Genomic DNA, 17,407 nt, shown 5'->3' on the forward strand with positions numbered 1-17,407 from the left:
GCCGCGGTCGGGCGCGCGAGTCACCAAGGGGGGCGCTGATGGACGCACTCTCCCTGTTGGCAAACCCCACCCTCCGCGACATCGGCGCAGGCGCGATCCTCGTTCTCGTCGTGCTCATGATCATCACCGGCCGCCTGATCCCGAAGGCCACGCACGATCGCGAGATGAAGACCGCGATCACCCGAGGCGACGAGTGGAAGCAGACCGCGGAGGAGACCGTAAAGGTCAACGCCGAGGTGCTCTCGCAGAACTCGCAGCTCATCAAGGCGAATGAGGTGGTGGAGGCGTTCCTCCGCTCTGCCGGCCCGTCACCCGCTGACACCTCGCCGGTAGGGGGCCCGTGATGTGGCCCTTCAAGAAGAAGCCGCCGACCGTCATTCCTGACGACGTCGCCGAGGCGCAGGAGATGCGTACCGCGGCCACAGAACAACACCGCGAGCTGAAGGTGCAGGGGCAGGAAGTGTCACGCCTCACCTCGAAGCTCGTCGAACGACGCGCGCTGAACCATTTCGGGGAAAGCATCCAGATCACTTTCACCCGGAGGGGCCATGCGTGAAGCACTCGAACTGACCGACCTCATCGCCGACATCGGCATCCTCTTCGCCGGTGCCGGCGCGATCATATTCGTCATCTCGTACGCCACGTTCTTCAACTGGCGTGCCACACCCGCGGGTCGAGCGCTCATGTACGTGTTCATCGCGATGGCGTCCGTGGCGCTGCTCGCTGGCGCGGGACGGTGGCTCGGGCCCGACTACTGGGGACGAGAGTTCTTCCGCCCCGCCACATGGTGGTCCGTCGCGGTCACCATCGGCCACCTCGTGCACGTGCTGTGGGCGTCGTGGCGCAAGACCGAACCGGTCGACATTCGATCTCGAGCTCGTAAGGAGCAACTATGAACACCACCCCCGACATCTGGTTCAAGGGTCAGCGAGTGCTCCGCACCATCGTGCAGGCGCTCATCGTCCTCGTCCCCATCGTCAACGGCGTCGCCCTGGCCGTCGCGAACTACCTCAACACGCAGACCGACGTCGCAGTCGCCCCGGTCGTTTTCGTCTGGGTGAACGCCGTCGTAGCGGTAACCGCGCTGCTCATGGGTCTCGCGGCGCGGATCATGGCCGTCCCCGGCGTGAACGACCTGCTGGTCCGTGTCGGGCTCGGATCCGTGCCCGCGCGCGTCGACGGCGCGCACAACGAGTGACCCGGTTCCTGGCGGCGGTCCTCTTCGTGTGGGCCGCCGCCGCCCTCTACTCCCACATTCCCCGCCCGGCTGAGGGCTGAGAGGAGACCACCATGCCCGCTGTGTCCGGGAACGTACGCACGTGGGGTTTCGACGCATTCCCTGCTGGTGAGCGACTGCTGGTCAGCTTCGCACCGTCTTCGGCCGGGGTGAGCGTCAGCGCCCTCCTGCCACTGCGGCAGGAACATGTCGAGCCCGGCCCGGACGGTTCGTTCACACTGAATCTCGCTGCGACAACGGCGGTCACACCTGACGCGTGGTACGCGGTGCGGTTCGAGTGGTTCGCGACGCACCCCATCACCGGGGAGTGGGCGTCATCTGGGTGGTCCGAGCTTCCCGGGCAGTTGCGGGTGCCGGCGGCGGGCGGCGACATCTCCAGCCTGCTGGAGTTCACCCCCCGGCCCGGATCGATCCTCTATGGGTACGGCCCGCCTCCGTCGTCGCTGAGCGGCGTGATCTATCTCGACGTGTCCGGTGACCGACCGAAGCTGTACGCCCCGAAGGGAGCCCTGATCTGATGGCGCTCGAATATGTGGACGAGTTCGCCGCCGCGGGCGACGGGACGACGTCGCTGGTGATCAGTACCCCCGGGTCCAAGTCCCGCGCGACGGTCGAGGGGCTGATCAGCGTTGTCGCTGAGAACATCATCACCAGTGACCCGACGATCAAGGATGCTGCGGCTGCCGCGGTGACGACGGCTGCTGCCGAGGGTCGGTTCGTGAAGGCTGTCGACGCGCCGAGCGCGGCCGGTGACGACGGGGCCGTGTACCTCGGGTCTCAGTCGGGCTATGCGCTGATCGGCTGGAAGAGCAACGGTGACCTGTCGACGTGGACGCGGGCGTTCTTCAAGGAGCAGGTCTCGGACATCGTCGAGGCGGCGAAGATCCCCGGCGTCTACCGGTTGGAGCTCACCCCTTCGGGTTACGCGACGCGCATCATCTACGACAACGGCACGCAGGAACTCCCCGGCCTCATCGGCGGCGGAGGTTCCGGCGGTGGGTCCGCGGTCATCCCCGACACCGTCAACGGGGTCACCTACCTCACCGACATCACCACCGGCATCCGGTCTCGACTCGTGCCCACCGACCGCACTCGTCTCGTTATCAACGGGACGTCCACGTTCGCGGGCATGGCGTCGCAGTTCACGGCGTTCGGGGGCGCGCGCGGTGCGACGCTCGTAAACACGGCCACCGCGGGCGTCGGCGCGGAGCAGACGCTCGCCAAGCTCGGATCTCGACCGTTCGTCACGTCCGGTTCGACCACGATCGCCGGGACCGGGTCGACGTCGCTCGCGTCGTCGAACGTGCCCGCGTCGATCTTCAACGCCTGGTCCGTGTCGGGAGCGTTCGAGGGCTTCTCGAACGTGCACGGCACGATCAGCAAGCCCGGCGGTGGCGGAGCCGCGTCGTGGGCCTTCACACGCGACACAGACGGCGCGAGCTTCACCGTCCCCGCGGGGACGAAGTTCATCCCCGACGCGAATGCGAACCGAGACGCGATCATCCTGCTGAACGTCGGGAAGAACAACCTCTCCGGCGGGGTCGACGGGGTCACCACCGACGTCGCGCAGATCATCCAGTGGACGAAGGACGCGTACGCGTGGGCCACGTCCACCGGGAAGAGCGTCCTCGTCGTGGGGCACTACCAGGACACCGGCACCCCGGCGGACTCCGCGGCCCGCACACGCATCAAGGCGTACAACGACGCCATGCGCTCCACCTTCGGCGCCCGCTTCGTCGACATGGGCGCCTACGTCGCATCGACACAGATCTTCACCGATCTCGGGCTCACCCCCGACAGCGCCGACCTCGCCGAGATCACGCTCGGCAACAAGGCCCCGCAGATCTCCGCATACTCGGCCGGCGCATGGCCGTCCGGGACCGTCGATCCGCTCCACCTTTCCATCCCCGCTCGCGGCGCCGTCGTAGACAACCTCATCGGACGGGCACTCACCGTCACCCTCAACTGGATGCTGGAGGCATCATCATGACGACCACCGTTCAGCGCATCTACGGCGACGACTCCGGGTTCCCCTCGAGCCGTCCGATCATCGCCCTCCCCGACATCACCACGGGACTGCTGCTCGACTACAACGCTGACTCGCTCGGCGCTGTCGGCGCGGCTGTGAGCACCTGGGCGAGTTCCGCGGGCGCCCTCGGCGCGGCGGCCAACCTCACCGGCGGGTCCACGTCGAAGCCGACGGTCGTCGCCGGCCCGAACGGGCACAAGGCCGTCCGTGCGGACGCGGCATCCAGCCAGTACCTCCGCACGGCGTTGTTCGGGTCCCCGGTGGGGCTTCCGCTGACTCAGGTGGTGGTGGTGCGGGCGGCGGCGACGAGCACCGGGTCGATCATCTCGGGCAACTTCACGTCGTCGTCCGCGTTCGCTGGTATCCGTCGCATCTCCACGGGCTACGACGGCGGTGCGGGTGCGACGGGCGAGATCGTCAACGGCAGCTCCGCGGACACCGCGGGGTTCCACGTCGTGACCATCCGTCACGGACTCAACGGCCTCCTGCGGGTGGACACGGTGGAGTCGCAGGGCGTCACCGGTCAGGCGGCGCCGACTCTGGCGAACCTACCGCGGGTGACGCTGTTCACGAACTCCGCAGCCAACGCGCAGTTCTTCGGCGGCGACATCGCCCGAGTCATGATGTTCTCCCGCGCCCTGACGAACGCGGACATCGCATCCCTGCACTCCACCCTCGGCGCCACCTACGGCCTCGCGGCCTGACCCTCACCGACAACGCCCCCGGCGTCCCTCTTCGGAGGTGACGCCGGGGGCGTTCCGTCGTTGCGGCTCACTTCTCGCGAAGCTGCGCCTCGCCGGGAGCGAAGTCTGACATCATCTCGTCGGCGATGTCCTGCTCGAGCGCGAGATCCGATTGTGTTCCACGGTGCATAGCGTCACCTCCCTTCCTCTGGGGTTCGGCGAGCGTACACCCGCCGTGGTCAAGCCTGTCGCACGCTCACGAGCGCCCATCCGTCGGGGACCTGGCCCCGCAGCGCGGGCATGTCGGCACCCTCGATCTCCCGGGTCCCGTCGCGGCGGGCGAATACCCCGGTAGCGGTGAGCGCGGTGGTCCCGTTCGACATGCGCACGGGGGCATCGGTGAGCTCGAATCCGTCTGGGCGCTGCCGCTCGAGCACGGTGTGCACGTCGGCGAGGGAGTGCGCCTCCACGTTGACGGTGCGAATTTCGACGGGGCGGATGGTTCCGATCATCCGGTCATCGTATGGTGCGCACGGTGACGGCGTTTCGCCACACGACAGGTTGCCAGTGGCCTCCGTCGCAGGGCACGTTCACGATGACGACGCGATCGTTCGACCCGATGGCCCACCCCTCGCAGCGTTCCGCCGCACGATTCGGCCACGACACCCACACCCACACCGGCCGCGGCGAGTCGAACCACTCGACCTCCGTCGACCCCCACGCCTGCGGTGGGAGCGTCACCGGCGCGACAGCGGCCGCCGCTCTCGCGATCTTCTCGTCGCTGACCTTCGTCGAACCCATAGACCGGTCCCCTTCCCCGGCCACGGGTGATGCTACGTCACCCCACCGACACGGGGAATGTCGGAGGTCCGCGCGACACTATCCGCATGCCCACCGCCCCCGAGCTGTTCGCCTTCGAGAACGCTCACCCCCGGCACACCAGCCAGAAGGAAGCGCTCATCGTCGACGAGCTCGGGGTGAAGCCGGCGAGGTACTACATGCTGCTGCTGCACGCCGCACGCTCGGCGGAGGGGGCACGGCTGGACCCCATGCTGTGTCGACGCGTGCTCGATCGTGGGCGTCGGGCGGCGTGAAGAAAGCCCCCGCTCGGCGAGTCGGGGGCTGTACTTCCAGGGGATAAGCGTCTGGCTTATGGTCGCCGGGGGATAAGCGGTCGGCTTATCGGCGGCGGGCAGGGGGTGTTCTTCTGTGGAGGGTTCCCATGGGGCTCTCTCGGGTGGGGAGGGGGACTTGCGTTGCCGTTGGCGGGGACTCCGTCGTCCCCTGCTCATCTTCTGGCGTGATGCGTTCCCGCGTTCACCGCCACCGGCCTGGTGGTGTCGTTGCTCATGGTTCGAGTATGGAGCGGTAATTACCGCCGTGTCAAGTCGTGTTGTCGGCGGGACCAGGAATGGCCCGTCGAAGTGGGCGCACGCCGGCGAGTGTCGCTCCGATGACGTCCGACATCTGCTGGTGTGCGTCGGGCTGCAGGTGGCCGTATGTGTTGACCGTCGTGGTGATGGACTCGTGCCCAAGCCGAGCTTGCACGAAAGGCAATGGCACCCCGGATGCGATCAGCCATGACGCGTGCGTATGGCGGAGGTCGTGAGGGTTCGGGGACTTCTGCAGGGGGCGCACGCCCAGCTCTGCGCAGAGCGCCGCGTCTCGGGCTCGACCGATTAGGGGGAGCCACACGTTCGAGCGGAAGCTGCGGTGGTCGATCGCGCGGCCGGTGCGGCTCAGGAACACGAGGTCGTCGGGTGCGCCGGGTGTGCCGAGCGCATGGGCGGCGTCGGCGCTGAGGCTGACGGTGCGTCGTGACCGCTTCGACTTGGGTTGTTTCAGGATCTTCCCGCCGCGGGGGGCGCGTTTCCATGCCCGGTCGATGCGCACGGTGGGCGGAGAGCTCTCGAGGTCAACGCGGTCCCATGTCAGTGCGGTGGCCTCGCCCCAGCGGCAGCCGGTGCCCGCCAGGAACATCAGTAGCCCCTCGTATCGGGCGGGGGCAACGGCGAGGATGGTGGCGAACTCGTCCGCGGTGAGGAAGACGCCCTCGCGTTTCTCGCCGCGGGTGATGCGCGTCTTCCATGCGGGATTGTCGCCGCGCAGCTTGTGCTCAACGGCGGCGCGTAGAGCCGCTGACAGGATCGAGTGGTAGTTCTGAACCGTCTTCATCGACACGGGCTTCTTCGTGCCCTGAGTGAGCTGGCGTTCCTGCCACGTCACCCAACGACCGACGTCGGCCTTCGTGATCGCGTCGACCGGCATGTCGCCGAGAACCTGCAGGAATGACCGCTGCGCGGCACGCTTGTAATCGTCCCGGGTGCCCTCCTCAACCCCGGTGAGCATGCCCGAGTCGGAGTCGAGGTACTGGGCCACCCAATCCCGCAGGGTGGGCATGGTCGAGTCGCGGGTGCGCGCTTCGAGGACCGAGACGGCGTGTTCCCATGTGAGTCGCTCGGCAAGTGCCTTGAACTGCTCGGCGCCTTCGATGCGGGTGAAGGTCTTCTGCTGCATGCGCCCGTTCACGCGCTGCTGTACGCGGAATCGCAACTCGCCGTTGGCGAGCGTGCGCGTGCCGAGGCTAGCCACGGGCGGCCTCATTGGCGTCGCGGGGGATGCTTGGGGTCATGAAGGTCACTCCCTATTTCTAGGCGTGACCTCCGACATGTAGGCCCATGTGTAGGCACAGGACCGGAAACGGCCCGCGATGCCTTGCAATCATTGGAGGGGCTGACGGGAATCGAACCCGCGCTATCTGCTTGGGAAGCAGAAGTTCTGCCATTGAACTACAGCCCCGTGCGCCTTGCGGCAGCCCGGCCAGCATAACAGCGTCCGGTCGTCGTGCTCCCCGTCGTCCGTCACAGACCCCCGCGAAAACGACCCTCGCCCTAGGCTGGGGCCGTGCTGCTCTCCGATCGCGACATCCGAGCCGAACTCGACGCGAAACGCCTCGGGCTCGACCCCTTCGACCCGGCCATGGTGCAGCCCTCCAGCGTCGACGTGCGACTCGACCGCTACTTCCGGCTGTTCGACAACCACAAGTACCCCTTCATCGATCCCGCCGAGGAGCAGCCCGAGCTGACACGTCTCATCGAGGTCGCTCCCGACGAGCCGTTCATCCTGCACCCGGGCGAGTTCGCTCTCGGGTCGACCTTCGAGCGGGTGAGCCTTCCCGACGACGTCGCCGCGCGCCTCGAGGGCAAGTCGTCTCTCGGCCGCCTGGGGCTGCTGACGCACTCGACCGCGGGGTTCATCGACCCGGGCTTCTCGGGCCATGTGACGCTCGAGCTCTCGAACGTCGCCACCCTGCCGATCAAGCTCTGGCCGGGAATGAAGATCGGACAGGTCTGCTACTTCCGCCTGACCTCGCCTGCCGAGAACCCGTACGGCTCGGGCCCGTACGGCAACCGGTATCAGGGTCAGCGCGGGCCGACGGCTTCGCGCTCCGCGCTCAACTTCCACCGCACCGACGTCGGCTCGACCGAGGCCGGGTCCGTCGGGCGCTGACCCGACGACGAAGCGGCGAGGCTCCCTCGGGAGTCCTCGCCGCTTCGTGGTTTCGCGGGATCATTCGGATGCCGACGACTCGCGGCCGCGGCGGAACCCGGCGTCGAAGCCGCGCTCGAACGCGTGCTGCGCGGCTCGGTGACCACGGTGGTGGCTGTGGCCGTCCCGGCCGAAGCCTCGGCCGCCGTGGTCGCGCTCGTTGCCTGCGCACGGTCGATCCGCGGTGTGTCCGCGGTGACCGCCGTGCTCGGCCTCGTGATCGCCGTGGCCGGAACCCCGGCCGAAGCGTGCACCGAACCCGCGCGGGCCGGGGCCGAAACCAGGACCGAAACCGGGGCCGAAACCGCCGCGTCCCGGGCCGCGGAAGCCGCGCTCCGGTGACGTCGCAGTCGCGTCGACTCCCAGCGCGTCCGAGAGGGCGTCGAGAGCCGTCGCCAGGCGCTCCAGCTGCTCGGCCGGCACGTCGGCCAGCAGGGCCGCGCGGTCGGCATCCACCCGGTCGAGGATCTCGCGACCCCCGTCGGTCAGTCGCCAGCCGTCGTCGCCGCGCTCGATCCAGCCGCGCTCGGCGAGAGCGTCGACGCGCTTGCCGCCGCGGGCGAGACGGTCGCGCACCCAGGGGGCGTCGATCCGTCCGTCGATGGCGCTGAGGATCATCACGGTCTTGGGGTGCAGCTCGCTGTCGCGCAGCTGCGTGAAGAGGCGGTGGTGCAGCGCGTGACCGACCGTCGTGAGGCGGTGGGCGAGGCTGCGGGCGTCAGGTGATGTGGAGGTGTTCATGGGGTGTCCTTTCGGGGCGGTCCATCCGCCGATACATGTCATGTGACAACAGATGTACTGTGACATGTATCTCTGATGCTTGTCAAGCGACATGTAAAATTCCCGCATGGCCACTGACCCCGCCGACGAGATCGCCGCCGCCCTCGGGCGTTTGCGCGGACGCCGCCCGCGCCCGCCCTTCGGCGCCGAGGGGCACCATCACCCGCACGTTCACGGCGAACGCGGGGGATTCGGCGGACCCTGGGGGCGCGGCACCGCGCCCTGGGCCGACCCCGCACAGGGTCGCTTCGGCGGACCCGCACGCCTGCGCCTACTCGACGCTCTGATCGCGGCATCCGGATCGCTGTCGGTGAGCGAGATCGCCGAGGCGGTGGGCGTCGACCAGCCCCGCGCCTCGCGGCTGGTTCAGCAGGCGGCGCAGATGGGTCTGGTCGCACGCGAGCCCGACCCCGACGACGCCCGCCGCACGCGCGTGCGCCTCACGCCCGAGGGCGAGGGGATGGTCTCGGGTTTTCGCGGTCGACGACGGGATGCCGTGCGCTCCGCGCTGGAGTTGTTCACCGACGATGAGCGCGTCGAGTTCGCCCGGCTGCTCGGCAAGTTCGCCGACGCCTGGCCGCGCGACTGAGCTGACGGTGTGCCGGGCCCCGGCCCGCCTCAGCGGATGACGGCCGGCCGCGCCTTCACCGGAACCATCAGCACCAGCCCGACCGCCAGGATCAGCACGATGCCCACGATGCCGAGGCGGGTGTCGCCGGTGATCCCGACGAACAGAGCGAACAGGCCGGGGGCGAGGAACGACACCGCGCGCCCGGTCGTGGCGTAGAGTCCGAAGATCTCACCCTCGCGACCCTCCGGAGCCACCCGGGCGAGGAACGACCGGCTGGCCGACTGCACGGGTCCGACGAACAGGCCGAGCCCGAGGCCCGCCACCCAGAACGCCGGCACCGAGGTGCCGATGAAGAGGATGACGCTGCCCAGGACGATCAGGCCGATCAGCGAGACGACGATCACGCGCTTCGGTCCGAAGCGGTCGTCGAGGCGCCCCGAGAAGAACGTGCTGATACCGGCCACCACGTTCGCCGCGACCGCGAAGTAGAGCACCTCCGTCGAGCTGAAGCCGAACACCTGCGCGGCGATGATCGCGCCGAAGGTGAACACGCCGGCGAGGCCGTCGCGGAACACCGCGCTGGCCACCAGGAAGAGCAGCACCTGCCGGCTGTCGCGCCACAGCGAGCGCAGCGTGCCCCACAGCACCACGTACGAGCGGAAGAAGCCGACGCGCACCCGGCGCTGCTGCGGCGGGATCTCGGGAACGCGCAGCAGAACGGGAACGGCGAACACCCCGAACCAGACCGCGGATGCCAGGACCGCGAGGCGGATGTTCAGCCCGCCCTCCTTCGGCACGGCGAGAAGCCCCCCGGCATCGGGTGCGCCGAAGCTCTGGATGAACAGCACCAGCAGCAGGAGCAGCAGCACGATGCCGCCCACGTACCCCATGCCCCAGCCGAAGCCCGAGACGCGGCCGATGTTCTCGCGCGTGGAGACCTGCGTGAGCATCGCGTAGTAGTTGACGCTGGCGAATTCGAAGAAGACGTTGCCGACCGCGATGAGGGTGGCGCCGAGCACGAGGAACTCGGGCGTGCCCTCGACGAAGACCATCGCGGCCATCGACAGCACGATAAGGCCGGTGTTGATGCCCAGCCAGAGCTTGCGGCGCCCCGTACCGTCGGAGCGCTGGCCCAGCACGGGGGCGACGAGCGCCACGACGATGCCGGCGATCATCAGCGCCACGCCGACCAGGCTCGCGTTGTCGGCGAGGGCGCGCACGAGGGCGGGGTCGTCGTCGTTGCCGTTCGCCGCGGCCACCACGGCGGGATCGACGAACAGCGAACTCGCCAGGTAGGTGCTGAACACGAACGTGGTCACGACCGCGTTGAAGGCGGCGGATCCCCAGTCCCACAGGGCCCAGGCGAGCACCGGCCGACGGAGGGTGCTGACGGGGGCGGAGGCGGGCTCGGGAGGGGTCATATGGGTCACGCTAGGCCCCTCCGGTGAACGCCCGGTACCCCCGAGACGACGCCGCGCCACCCTTGGCGCGCTCATTCAGGCTACCGCCGAGCCCGCACGGCGGCGCGGAGCCGACTACCGTGGAGTCATGGCATCCGAAAACCCCGTCGACTCCGCTGAGGCGGAGACCACCCCCGCCCCGCTCACCTTCTCCGACCTGGGTCTGGATGCCAACGTGCTCAAAGCCCTCAAGGACGTCGGGTATGAGACCCCGTCGGCCATCCAGGCCGCGACCATTCCCGTGCTCCTGCAGGGTCGCGACGTCGTCGGTCTCGCGCAGACCGGTACCGGCAAGACCGCGGCGTTCGCGCTGCCGGTGCTGTCGCAGATGGAGACCGGCCACAAGAACCCGCAGGCCCTCGTGCTCGCCCCCACCCGTGAGCTCGCGCTCCAGGTGTGCGAGGCGTTCGAGAAGTACGCCGCCCACATCAAGGGCGTCTCGGTGCTCCCCGTCTACGGCGGTCAGGGCTACGGCCAGCAGCTGTCGGCGCTGCGCCGCGGCGTCGACATCGTCGTGGGCACCCCGGGTCGCATCATGGACCACCTCGACAAGGGCACCCTCGACCTGAGCGAGCTGAAGTACCTCGTGCTCGACGAGGCTGACGAGATGCTCAAGATGGGCTTCGCCGAAGACGTCGAGACGATCCTCGCCGACACCCCCAAGACGAAGCAGGTCGCGCTGTTCTCGGCCACCATGCCGGCGCAGATCCGCCGCATCTCGGCCCAGTACCTGAACAACCCCGAAGAGATCACGGTCAAGACCAAGACCGCGACCTCGACGAACATCAGCCAGCGGTACCTGATCGTGTCGTACCAGCAGAAGATCGACGCCCTCACGCGCATCCTCGAGGTCGAGAACTTCGAGGGCATGATCGTCTTCACCCGCACGAAGAACGAGACCGAGACGGTCGCCGAGAAGCTGCGTGCCCGCGGATACACCGCCGCCGCCATCAACGGTGACGTCGCCCAGGTGCAGCGCGAGCGCACGGTCAACCAGCTGAAGTCCGGCAAGCTCGACATCCTCGTCGCCACCGACGTCGCCGCGCGCGGTCTCGACGTGGATCGCATCAGCCACGTCGTCAACTACGACCTGCCGATCGACACCGAGTCGTACGTGCACCGCATCGGCCGCACCGGTCGCGCCGGCCGCACGGGCGACGCGATCAGCTTCGTCACCCCGCGCGAGCGCCGCATGCTCACCGCGATCGAGAAGGCCACGCGCCAGCCGCTGACCGAGATGTCGCTGCCGAGCGTCGACGACGTCAACGCCACGCGCCTCACCCGGTTCGACGACGCGATCACCACCGCCCTCGAGGACACCGCGGCCATCGCGACGTTCCGCGACGTGGTGGCCCACTACGTCGAGCACCACGACGTGCCCGAGGCCGACGTGGCCGCAGCGCTCGCCGTGGTCGCCCAGGGCGACACCCCGCTGCTGCTCGAGGCCGAGGCCTTCCGTCAGCAGCGCTTCGACAGCGAGCGTCCCGCGCGCGACGGCGGTTCCCGCGACGGGGGTTCGCGTGACGGTGGATCGCGCGACAGCGGTCCGCGCCGCGACACCTCGGGGCGCTTCTCGACTTACCGCATCGCGGTCGGTCGTCGCCAGCGCGTCGAGCCGCGTCAGATCGTCGGCGCTCTCGCGAACGAGGGTGGGCTGCGTCGCAACGACTTCGGTGCGATCCAGATCCGTCAGGACTTCTCGCTCGTCGAGCTGCCCGCCGACCTGTCGAGCGACACGATCGGCCGCCTCGCCGACACCCGCATCTCGGGCCAGCTGATCGACCTGCGCCTCGACGGCGGCGGACGCTCCGCCAAGCGCAGCGACCGCCCGCAGCGCCGTGAGAGCGACCGCGATCGCGACTGACCCCGCGGCATCCGTCCGACGCCCCCGCTGACCTTCGGGTCGCGGGGGCGTCGTGCGTGCAGCGCGTCGCAGGCGCGGCCGCCGCCCGGTGTCGTCCTCACGCCGCGTGCGTGCTGCGGGGCGGGGCATGTCCCACTTCGTGCTGCCTGGGCCCTTCGGGGCTGCACATTTCGGGACACGGTTTGCGCTGCGCGAGACGCTGGGCACGCTGTGGGGCGGGGCATGTCCCACTTCGTGCTGCCTAGACCCCTCGCTGCTGCACATTTCGGGACATGGCCGGCGGCGTGCGACACACGGCATCCAGAAGTTGAGCCAATTCATATCAACTCGGCTTGACCTCGATGCGCGGCCCCGATAACCTTGAGTCATCGGGGCTCAACCCCCGCAGAGACTTTCATCACACCCCGAGTCGTGGCATCCGTCCGGCTCACAAGCAAGGAGACACATATGCCCCGTGCAGTGGGAATCGACCTCGGTACGACCAACTCCGTCGTGAGCGTGCTCGAGGGTGGCGAGCCCAAGGTCATCGCCAACGCCGAGGGTTTCCGTACGACCCCCTCGGTCGTCGCTTTCACGAAGGACGGCGAGGTGCTCGTCGGTGAGACCGCCAAGCGCCAGGCCGTCACGAACGTCGACCGCACCATCTCCAGCGTCAAGCGCCACATGGGCACGACCTGGTCGTTCGACGTCGACGGCAAGAAGTGGACGCCGCAGGAGATCTCGGCCCGCATCCTGCAGAAGCTCAAGCGCGACGCCGAGGAGTACCTGGGCGACACCGTGACCGACGCGGTCATCACGGTCCCCGCGTACTTCAACGACGCCGAGCGTCAGGCCACCAAGGAGGCCGGCGAGATCTCGGGCCTCAACGTGCTGCGCATCATCAACGAGCCCACCGCCGCGGCTCTCGCGTACGGCCTCGACAAGGGCAAAGAAGACGAGCTCATCCTCGTGTTCGACCTCGGTGGCGGAACGTTCGACGTCTCGCTGCTCGAAGTGGGCAAGGACGACGACTTCTCCACCATCCAGGTGCGCTCCACCTCGGGCGACAACCGCCTCGGTGGCGACGACTGGGACCAGCGGGTCGTCGACTACCTCATCAAGCAGTTCAAGGACACGACCGGTGTCGACGTCTCAGGCGACAAGATCGCCCTGCAGCGTCTGAAGGAAGCGGCCGAGCAGGCCAAGAAGGAGCTGTCGAGCTCGACCTCGACCTCCATCAACCTGCCCTACCTGTCGCTCACCGACTCGGGCCCCGTCTCGCTCAGCGAGACCCTCACGCGCGCCAAGTTCGAGGACCTCACCAAGGACCTCCTCGACCGCACACGCAAGCCCTTCTCCGACGTCATCCGCGAGGCCGGCGTCAAGGTGGAGGACATCGCGCACGTGGTGCTCGTGGGCGGCTCGACCCGCATGCCCGCGGTCGCCGAGCTCGTGAAGAAGGAGACCGGCAAGGACGCCAACAAGGGCGTCAACCCCGACGAGGTCGTGGCCGTGGGCGCAGCCCTGCAGGCCGGTGTCCTCAAGGGTGAGCGCAAGGACGTGCTGCTCATCGACGTCACCCCCCTGAGCCTCGGTATCGAGACCAAGGGCGGCATCATGACCAAGCTCATCGAGCGCAACACGGCCATCCCGACCAAGCGCAGCGAGACCTTCACCACCGCCGACGACAACCAGCCGTCGGTCGCGATCCAGGTCTTCCAGGGCGAGCGCGAGTTCACCCGCGACAACAAGCCGCTCGGCACCTTCGAGCTCACCGGCATCGCCCCGGCCCCCCGTGGCATCCCGCAGGTGGAGGTCACCTTCGACATCGACGCGAACGGCATCGTCCACGTCTCGGCGAAGGACAAGGGCACCGGCAAGGAGCAGTCGATGACGATCACGGGTGGCTCGTCGCTGCCCAAGGAAGACATCGAGCGCATGGTGCGCGAGGCCGAAGAGAACGCGGCCGACGACAAGAAGCGCCGCGAGTCCGCCGAGACCCGCAACCAGGCCGAGACCCTGTCGTACTCGATCGAGAAGCTGATCAAAGAGAACGAAGACAAGCTCCCCGCCGAGGTCAAGACCGAGGTCCAGGGCGATGTCGACGCGCTCAAGACGGCACTCGCCGGCGATGACGACGACGCGGTCAAGACCGCGTTCGACAAGCTGAACGCCAGCCAGGGCAAGCTCGGCGAGGCCATCTACGCCTCGTCGCAGGCCGCGGGCGAGCCCGCCGACCCCAACGTCGGCCAGCCCGGCAACGGTGAGACGCCGAACCCCGAGGAAGACGTCATCGACGCCGAGGTCGTCGACGACGAGCCGACCGACGAGACGAAGAAGTAAGCAGAGACCATGGCACACAAGGACGACGAACAGCCCACGGGCTCGGGCGCCGGTCCTGACGAGACGGGGCCGGAGGAGAACACCTCCGGCCCCGCGCCGTCGGGCGAGCAGTCCGAGACGACCGACGCGGATGCCGACGGTCTGACCATCGACGACATCCTCGGCGCCGAGCAGACGCCCGAGGCCGCGGCAGAGGGGGCTTCCTCCGACAAGGAGGCCTCGCTGCTGATCGACCTCAAGCGACTGCAGGCCGAGTACGCCAACTACCGCCGGCGCACCGAAGACCAGCGCGAGCGCGAGATCGAGCGGGCCAAGGGCGAAGCCGTGAAGGGCCTGCTGCCCGTCATGGACGACCTCGACCGCGCGGTCAAGCACGGCGACCTCGTCGAGGGCACGCCCTTCGCCGCCATCGGCGACAAGGTGCGGGCCGTGGCCGAGCGCCTCGGTGTCGTGTCGTACGGCGCCGTCGGCGACGTCTTCGACCCGCAGCAGCACGAGGCCATCTTCCAGGCACCCACCCCCGGCGTGACCGAGACGACGATCCTCGAGGTCGTCGAGGTCGGTTACCGCCTCGGCTCGATCGAGCTGCGACCGGCCAAGGTCGTCGTCGCCGTGCCGGCCTAAGAGGAGGACACATGGCGAGTCAGGACTGGTTCGACAAGGACTTCTACAAGGTCCTCGGCGTCGACAAGAGCGTCAGCGCGGCCGATCTGAAGAAGACCTACCGCAAGCTCGCGCGCCAGTACCACCCCGACTCGAACCCGGGTGACGCGAAGGCCGAGGCCAAGTTCAAGGAGATCAGCGAGGCCTACTCGGTGCTCAACGATCCGGAGCAGCGCGAGGAGTACGACCAGATCCGGGCCATGGGCTCGGGGGCGCGCTTCTCGGCACCGGGTACCGGCGGCGGCGGCGGTTTCGACGACGTCTTCAGCCGGTTCGGTCAACCGCGCAGTGGCGGCGCCGGGGCTCCTCCGGGGGGCTTCGACGACTTCTTCTCGATGTTCGACCAGCAGGGCGGCGCCGGTTTCGGTTCCGGCCGGTTCGGTCAGACCTCGGGCGGATACCGCGGTTACGGCGGACCGCAGCGCGGATCCGACGTCACGGCGCGCACGACGATCGACTTCGTCACGGCGGCCAAGGGCGAGACGATCACCCTGCAGGGCGAAGACAACGTCCCGTTCAAGGTGAAGATCCCGGCCGGGGTGTCGGACGGGCAGAAGATCCGCCTGCGCGGCCGCGGACGCAAGTCGCCCGACGGCGGCGAGAGCGGCGACATCGTCGTGACCGTCGCGGTGCGTCCGCACCCGGTGTTCACGCGCGACGGCCTCCACCTGCGGGTCACGGTGCCGGTCACCTTCACCGAGGCGGCTCTGGGCGCCACGATCGAGGTCCCGACACTCGGGGGGGAGCCGGTGCGACTGCGCGTCGCCCCCGGCACCCCGTCGGGACGGGTGCTGCGCGTCAAGGGACGCGGGATCGAGTCGACCAAGGGCGTCGGCGACCTGCTCGCCGAGGTCCAGGTCGCGGTGCCCACGCACCTCGACGACGCGGCCCGCGAGGCCCTCGAGCGTTTCCACGAGCTCGAACCGAAAGAGAACCCGCGCGCCGACCTGATGGCCAAGGCGCGCTGACGCATCCCACGCGCGTCGTCGCGGTTCTCGGCATCCGATACGTCAGGATGCCGAGAACCCGGCACTCGCACCCGGCACGACGAAAGAGGTGAAGACGTGTCCGAGAGAGAGATCGACGAAGACGCCCCGATCTTCGCCATCGCCGCCGCCGCCGAGCTGTCGAACATGCACCCGCAGACGCTGCGGCAGTACGACCGGCTCGGTCTCGTCGTGCCCGCGCGCACCCAGGGCGGGTCGCGTCGCTACTCGAGCCGCCACGTGCAGCAGTTGCGCGAGGTCGCCCGCCTGTCGGGGGAAGGCATGAGCCTTCCCGCGATCGCGCGCCTCCTCGCCCTCGAGGAGCGCGTGCACGATCTCGCCCGCCGCGTGAACGACCTCGAGCGGCAGCTCACGATCGAGCGGCAGTCCCGCCCCGGTGCGCGCGTCTTCGCCGCCGGCGCGACCGGCTCGGTCGTGACGCTCCGCCACGGCTCGCGCGTGCGTCGCGCGACCGACATCGTGCTCTGGCGCCCGCGCGACATCCACGACGACTGACATCCCGTCGCGGCACCGAGGTTCTGAGCGCGTCGAAGGGTCTGTGCATACGGTGCCCCGACGGCTCGGCCGGAGCGGGGCAGCGGCTCAGGCCGGATCGATCCGCAGCACCGTCGGCGTCTCTCCGACCGAGAGGTCGTCGACGACGCGGAGCGTGCGTGCGATGTCGTCGACCGCGCCGATGACGGTGCCGAACCGCTCGCGGTCGGCGCACACCGCCGTCACCGTGACGAAGTGCGAGCCCGTGTCCCACGTGTAGGTCGCGAACGGGGGAGTCTTCGGATCGATCGGCAGCGGCATCGCGAGCTTCTCGCCGACGCCGAGGTGCGGATTGCGGAACGACTCCGTGTCGTCGTACTCCATCGGCATCATCGCGCGCGCGGTGCGCAGCTGCGCGGTGGCCTCTTGCAGCTGTGCCATCACGACGAGCAGCTCGGGCGCGCTCTTCCACACCCACACCAGAACGCGGCCACCGGCGCGACGCATGAGCAGCGGAGCGGCTTGACTCAGCATCCACGCGAAGGCGCCGCCGCCGGGGCGGGGGGCGGTGCCCGTCGTGCGGGCGGCCTGGCCGAGCAGCATGCCGATGGCGGCCTTGCGGTGTCGTCGGCCGCGGAGGCCGAGTGAACCGGTCACGGGCACCCAGAGGTCGGCGGCGGCGTCGGCCTGCAGTCGAGACATGGCTCCACCCTACGAGCCGCGACCGAACGGGCGCTGAGTTGCAGAAATGGTTCCCCGGTGTCGGAG

General features: G+C 68.8%; 21 protein-coding genes and 1 tRNA gene. 15 read left to right on the forward strand and 7 right to left on the reverse strand.

Annotated features, from left to right (window positions below):
- The first annotated feature begins 38 nt into the window (after positions 1 to 38).
- The 7 genes from ASG45_RS02610 to ASG45_RS02640 all read left to right on the forward strand — a co-directional run bounded on the left by ASG45_RS02610 (position 39) and on the right by ASG45_RS02640 (position 3,970).
- Positions 39 to 344: a hypothetical protein gene (locus ASG45_RS02610; RefSeq protein ID WP_055832691.1), complete on the forward strand. Its 306-nt coding sequence runs from the start codon at positions 39 to 41 to the stop codon at positions 342 to 344.
- Positions 344 to 556, forward strand: a complete 213-nt coding sequence (locus tag ASG45_RS02615; protein WP_156459342.1) for a DUF7620 family protein — start codon at positions 344 to 346, stop codon at positions 554 to 556. Before ASG45_RS02610 ends, ASG45_RS02615 begins: the two co-directional genes overlap by 1 nt.
- Complete coding sequence (locus ASG45_RS02620) at positions 549 to 896, forward strand: putative phage holin (protein WP_055832693.1); 348 nt, start codon at positions 549 to 551, stop codon at positions 894 to 896. Before ASG45_RS02615 ends, ASG45_RS02620 begins: the two co-directional genes overlap by 8 nt.
- On the forward strand, positions 893 to 1,198 hold the full coding sequence (locus ASG45_RS02625) for a hypothetical protein (protein WP_055832694.1): 306 nt from the start codon (positions 893 to 895) through the stop codon (positions 1,196 to 1,198). The genes ASG45_RS02620 and ASG45_RS02625 overlap by 4 nt, the downstream gene beginning before the upstream one ends.
- Positions 1,199 to 1,290: 92 nt before the next feature.
- Complete coding sequence (locus ASG45_RS16070; RefSeq protein WP_156459343.1) at positions 1,291 to 1,755, forward strand: hypothetical protein; 465 nt, start codon at positions 1,291 to 1,293, stop codon at positions 1,753 to 1,755.
- On the forward strand, positions 1,755 to 3,227 hold the full coding sequence (locus tag ASG45_RS02635) for a hypothetical protein (RefSeq protein ID WP_055832696.1): 1,473 nt from the start codon (positions 1,755 to 1,757) through the stop codon (positions 3,225 to 3,227). Before ASG45_RS16070 ends, ASG45_RS02635 begins: the two co-directional genes overlap by 1 nt.
- Positions 3,224 to 3,970, forward strand: a complete 747-nt coding sequence (locus ASG45_RS02640; protein ID WP_055832697.1) for a LamG-like jellyroll fold domain-containing protein — start codon at positions 3,224 to 3,226, stop codon at positions 3,968 to 3,970. Before ASG45_RS02635 ends, ASG45_RS02640 begins: the two co-directional genes overlap by 4 nt.
- 218 nt (positions 3,971 to 4,188) lie before the next feature.
- Here the strand turns inward: ASG45_RS02640 and ASG45_RS02645 are convergent, their stop codons facing one another.
- Positions 4,189 to 4,461, reverse strand: a complete 273-nt coding sequence (locus tag ASG45_RS02645) for a hypothetical protein (protein WP_055832698.1) — start codon at positions 4,459 to 4,461, stop codon at positions 4,189 to 4,191.
- Between the two features lie 4 nt (positions 4,462 to 4,465).
- Positions 4,466 to 4,750 (reverse strand): hypothetical protein, encoded by a 285-nt coding sequence (locus ASG45_RS02650; protein WP_055832699.1) that lies wholly within the window; start codon positions 4,748 to 4,750, stop codon positions 4,466 to 4,468.
- Between the two features lie 86 nt (positions 4,751 to 4,836).
- Between ASG45_RS02650 and ASG45_RS02655 the strand changes: the two genes are divergently transcribed.
- Positions 4,837 to 5,043: a DUF3263 domain-containing protein gene (locus ASG45_RS02655; RefSeq protein WP_055832700.1), complete on the forward strand. Its 207-nt coding sequence runs from the start codon at positions 4,837 to 4,839 to the stop codon at positions 5,041 to 5,043.
- A gap of 289 nt (positions 5,044 to 5,332) precedes the next feature.
- Here the strand turns inward: ASG45_RS02655 and ASG45_RS02660 are convergent, their stop codons facing one another.
- The gene (locus ASG45_RS02660; protein WP_162242831.1) at positions 5,333 to 6,466 is read right to left on the reverse strand and encodes a tyrosine-type recombinase/integrase; all 1,134 of its coding nucleotides are present in this window, start codon (positions 6,464 to 6,466) and stop codon (positions 5,333 to 5,335) included.
- Between the two features lie 208 nt (positions 6,467 to 6,674).
- Positions 6,675 to 6,748: transfer RNA gene (locus tag ASG45_RS02665), tRNA-Gly, on the reverse strand.
- Between the two features lie 105 nt (positions 6,749 to 6,853).
- Between ASG45_RS02665 and dcd the strand changes: the two genes are divergently transcribed.
- Positions 6,854 to 7,459, forward strand: a complete 606-nt coding sequence (dcd, locus tag ASG45_RS02670) for a dCTP deaminase (protein WP_055832702.1) — start codon at positions 6,854 to 6,856, stop codon at positions 7,457 to 7,459.
- 60 nt (positions 7,460 to 7,519) lie between these two features.
- On the opposite strand, the gene ASG45_RS16440 is transcribed toward dcd, so the two are convergent.
- Positions 7,520 to 8,239 (reverse strand): MarR family winged helix-turn-helix transcriptional regulator, encoded by a 720-nt coding sequence (locus tag ASG45_RS16440; RefSeq protein ID WP_055832703.1) that lies wholly within the window; start codon positions 8,237 to 8,239, stop codon positions 7,520 to 7,522.
- Between the two features lie 106 nt (positions 8,240 to 8,345).
- Between ASG45_RS16440 and ASG45_RS15805 the strand changes: the two genes are divergently transcribed.
- Complete coding sequence (locus ASG45_RS15805; protein WP_082516425.1) at positions 8,346 to 8,867, forward strand: MarR family winged helix-turn-helix transcriptional regulator; 522 nt, start codon at positions 8,346 to 8,348, stop codon at positions 8,865 to 8,867.
- A gap of 29 nt (positions 8,868 to 8,896) precedes the next feature.
- Here ASG45_RS15805 and ASG45_RS02685 read toward each other — a convergent pair whose 3' ends face one another.
- Entirely contained in the window at positions 8,897 to 10,270 is a 1,374-nt protein-coding gene (locus tag ASG45_RS02685; RefSeq protein ID WP_055832704.1) for an MFS transporter, read from the reverse strand.
- Between the two features lie 127 nt (positions 10,271 to 10,397).
- On the opposite strand from ASG45_RS02685, the gene ASG45_RS02690 reads away from it, so the two are divergent.
- The 5 genes from ASG45_RS02690 (at position 10,398) to ASG45_RS02710 (ending at position 16,660) form a co-directional block, all read left to right on the forward strand.
- The gene (locus ASG45_RS02690; RefSeq protein ID WP_055832705.1) at positions 10,398 to 12,173 is read left to right on the forward strand and encodes a DEAD/DEAH box helicase; all 1,776 of its coding nucleotides are present in this window, start codon (positions 10,398 to 10,400) and stop codon (positions 12,171 to 12,173) included.
- 447 nt (positions 12,174 to 12,620) lie between these two features.
- Positions 12,621 to 14,495: a molecular chaperone DnaK gene (gene dnaK / locus ASG45_RS02695; RefSeq protein ID WP_055832706.1), complete on the forward strand. Its 1,875-nt coding sequence runs from the start codon at positions 12,621 to 12,623 to the stop codon at positions 14,493 to 14,495.
- Between the two features lie 9 nt (positions 14,496 to 14,504).
- A complete protein-coding gene (locus ASG45_RS02700; RefSeq protein WP_055832707.1) occupies positions 14,505 to 15,119 on the forward strand; it encodes a nucleotide exchange factor GrpE in 615 nt (204 codons plus the stop codon).
- Between the two features lie 11 nt (positions 15,120 to 15,130).
- Positions 15,131 to 16,126 (forward strand): DnaJ C-terminal domain-containing protein, encoded by a 996-nt coding sequence (locus ASG45_RS02705; protein WP_055832708.1) that lies wholly within the window; start codon positions 15,131 to 15,133, stop codon positions 16,124 to 16,126.
- A gap of 96 nt (positions 16,127 to 16,222) precedes the next feature.
- Positions 16,223 to 16,660: a heat shock protein transcriptional repressor HspR gene (locus ASG45_RS02710; protein ID WP_055832709.1), complete on the forward strand. Its 438-nt coding sequence runs from the start codon at positions 16,223 to 16,225 to the stop codon at positions 16,658 to 16,660.
- An 87-nt stretch (positions 16,661 to 16,747) separates the two neighbouring features.
- Here ASG45_RS02710 and ASG45_RS02715 read toward each other — a convergent pair whose 3' ends face one another.
- Positions 16,748 to 17,341: a hypothetical protein gene (locus ASG45_RS02715; protein ID WP_055832710.1), complete on the reverse strand. Its 594-nt coding sequence runs from the start codon at positions 17,339 to 17,341 to the stop codon at positions 16,748 to 16,750.
- Positions 17,342 to 17,407: the final 66 nt, after the last annotated feature.

Source organism: Microbacterium sp. Leaf436 (assembly GCF_001424715.1).
Lineage (GTDB): Bacteria > Actinomycetota > Actinomycetes > Actinomycetales > Microbacteriaceae > Microbacterium.

Bases quoted from the DNA above. Each gene is read 5' to 3' on its own strand.
- ASG45_RS02610 (WP_055832691.1), top strand. From the start codon at position 39: ATGGACGCACTCTCCCTGTTGGCAAACCCCACCCTCCGCGACATCGGC.
- ASG45_RS02615 (WP_156459342.1), top strand. From the start codon at position 344: ATGTGGCCCTTCAAGAAGAAGCCGCCGACCGTCATTCCTGACGACGTC.
- ASG45_RS02620 (WP_055832693.1), top strand. From the start codon at position 549: ATGCGTGAAGCACTCGAACTGACCGACCTCATCGCCGACATCGGCATC.
- ASG45_RS02625 (WP_055832694.1), top strand. From the start codon at position 893: ATGAACACCACCCCCGACATCTGGTTCAAGGGTCAGCGAGTGCTCCGC.
- ASG45_RS16070 (WP_156459343.1), top strand. From the start codon at position 1,291: ATGCCCGCTGTGTCCGGGAACGTACGCACGTGGGGTTTCGACGCATTC.
- ASG45_RS02635 (WP_055832696.1), top strand. From the start codon at position 1,755: ATGGCGCTCGAATATGTGGACGAGTTCGCCGCCGCGGGCGACGGGACG.
- ASG45_RS02640 (WP_055832697.1), top strand. From the start codon at position 3,224: ATGACGACCACCGTTCAGCGCATCTACGGCGACGACTCCGGGTTCCCC.
- ASG45_RS02645 (WP_055832698.1), bottom strand. From the start codon at position 4,461: ATGATCGGAACCATCCGCCCCGTCGAAATTCGCACCGTCAACGTGGAG.
- ASG45_RS02650 (WP_055832699.1), bottom strand. From the start codon at position 4,750: ATGGGTTCGACGAAGGTCAGCGACGAGAAGATCGCGAGAGCGGCGGCC.
- ASG45_RS02655 (WP_055832700.1), top strand. From the start codon at position 4,837: ATGCCCACCGCCCCCGAGCTGTTCGCCTTCGAGAACGCTCACCCCCGG.
- ASG45_RS02660 (WP_162242831.1), bottom strand. From the start codon at position 6,466: ATGCAGCAGAAGACCTTCACCCGCATCGAAGGCGCCGAGCAGTTCAAG.
- ASG45_RS16440 (WP_055832703.1), bottom strand. From the start codon at position 8,239: ATGAACACCTCCACATCACCTGACGCCCGCAGCCTCGCCCACCGCCTC.
- ASG45_RS15805 (WP_082516425.1), top strand. From the start codon at position 8,346: ATGGCCACTGACCCCGCCGACGAGATCGCCGCCGCCCTCGGGCGTTTG.
- ASG45_RS02685 (WP_055832704.1), bottom strand. From the start codon at position 10,270: ATGACCCCTCCCGAGCCCGCCTCCGCCCCCGTCAGCACCCTCCGTCGG.
- ASG45_RS02690 (WP_055832705.1), top strand. From the start codon at position 10,398: ATGGCATCCGAAAACCCCGTCGACTCCGCTGAGGCGGAGACCACCCCC.
- dnaK (WP_055832706.1), top strand. From the start codon at position 12,621: ATGCCCCGTGCAGTGGGAATCGACCTCGGTACGACCAACTCCGTCGTG.
- ASG45_RS02700 (WP_055832707.1), top strand. From the start codon at position 14,505: ATGGCACACAAGGACGACGAACAGCCCACGGGCTCGGGCGCCGGTCCT.
- ASG45_RS02705 (WP_055832708.1), top strand. From the start codon at position 15,131: ATGGCGAGTCAGGACTGGTTCGACAAGGACTTCTACAAGGTCCTCGGC.
- ASG45_RS02715 (WP_055832710.1), bottom strand. From the start codon at position 17,341: ATGTCTCGACTGCAGGCCGACGCCGCCGCCGACCTCTGGGTGCCCGTG.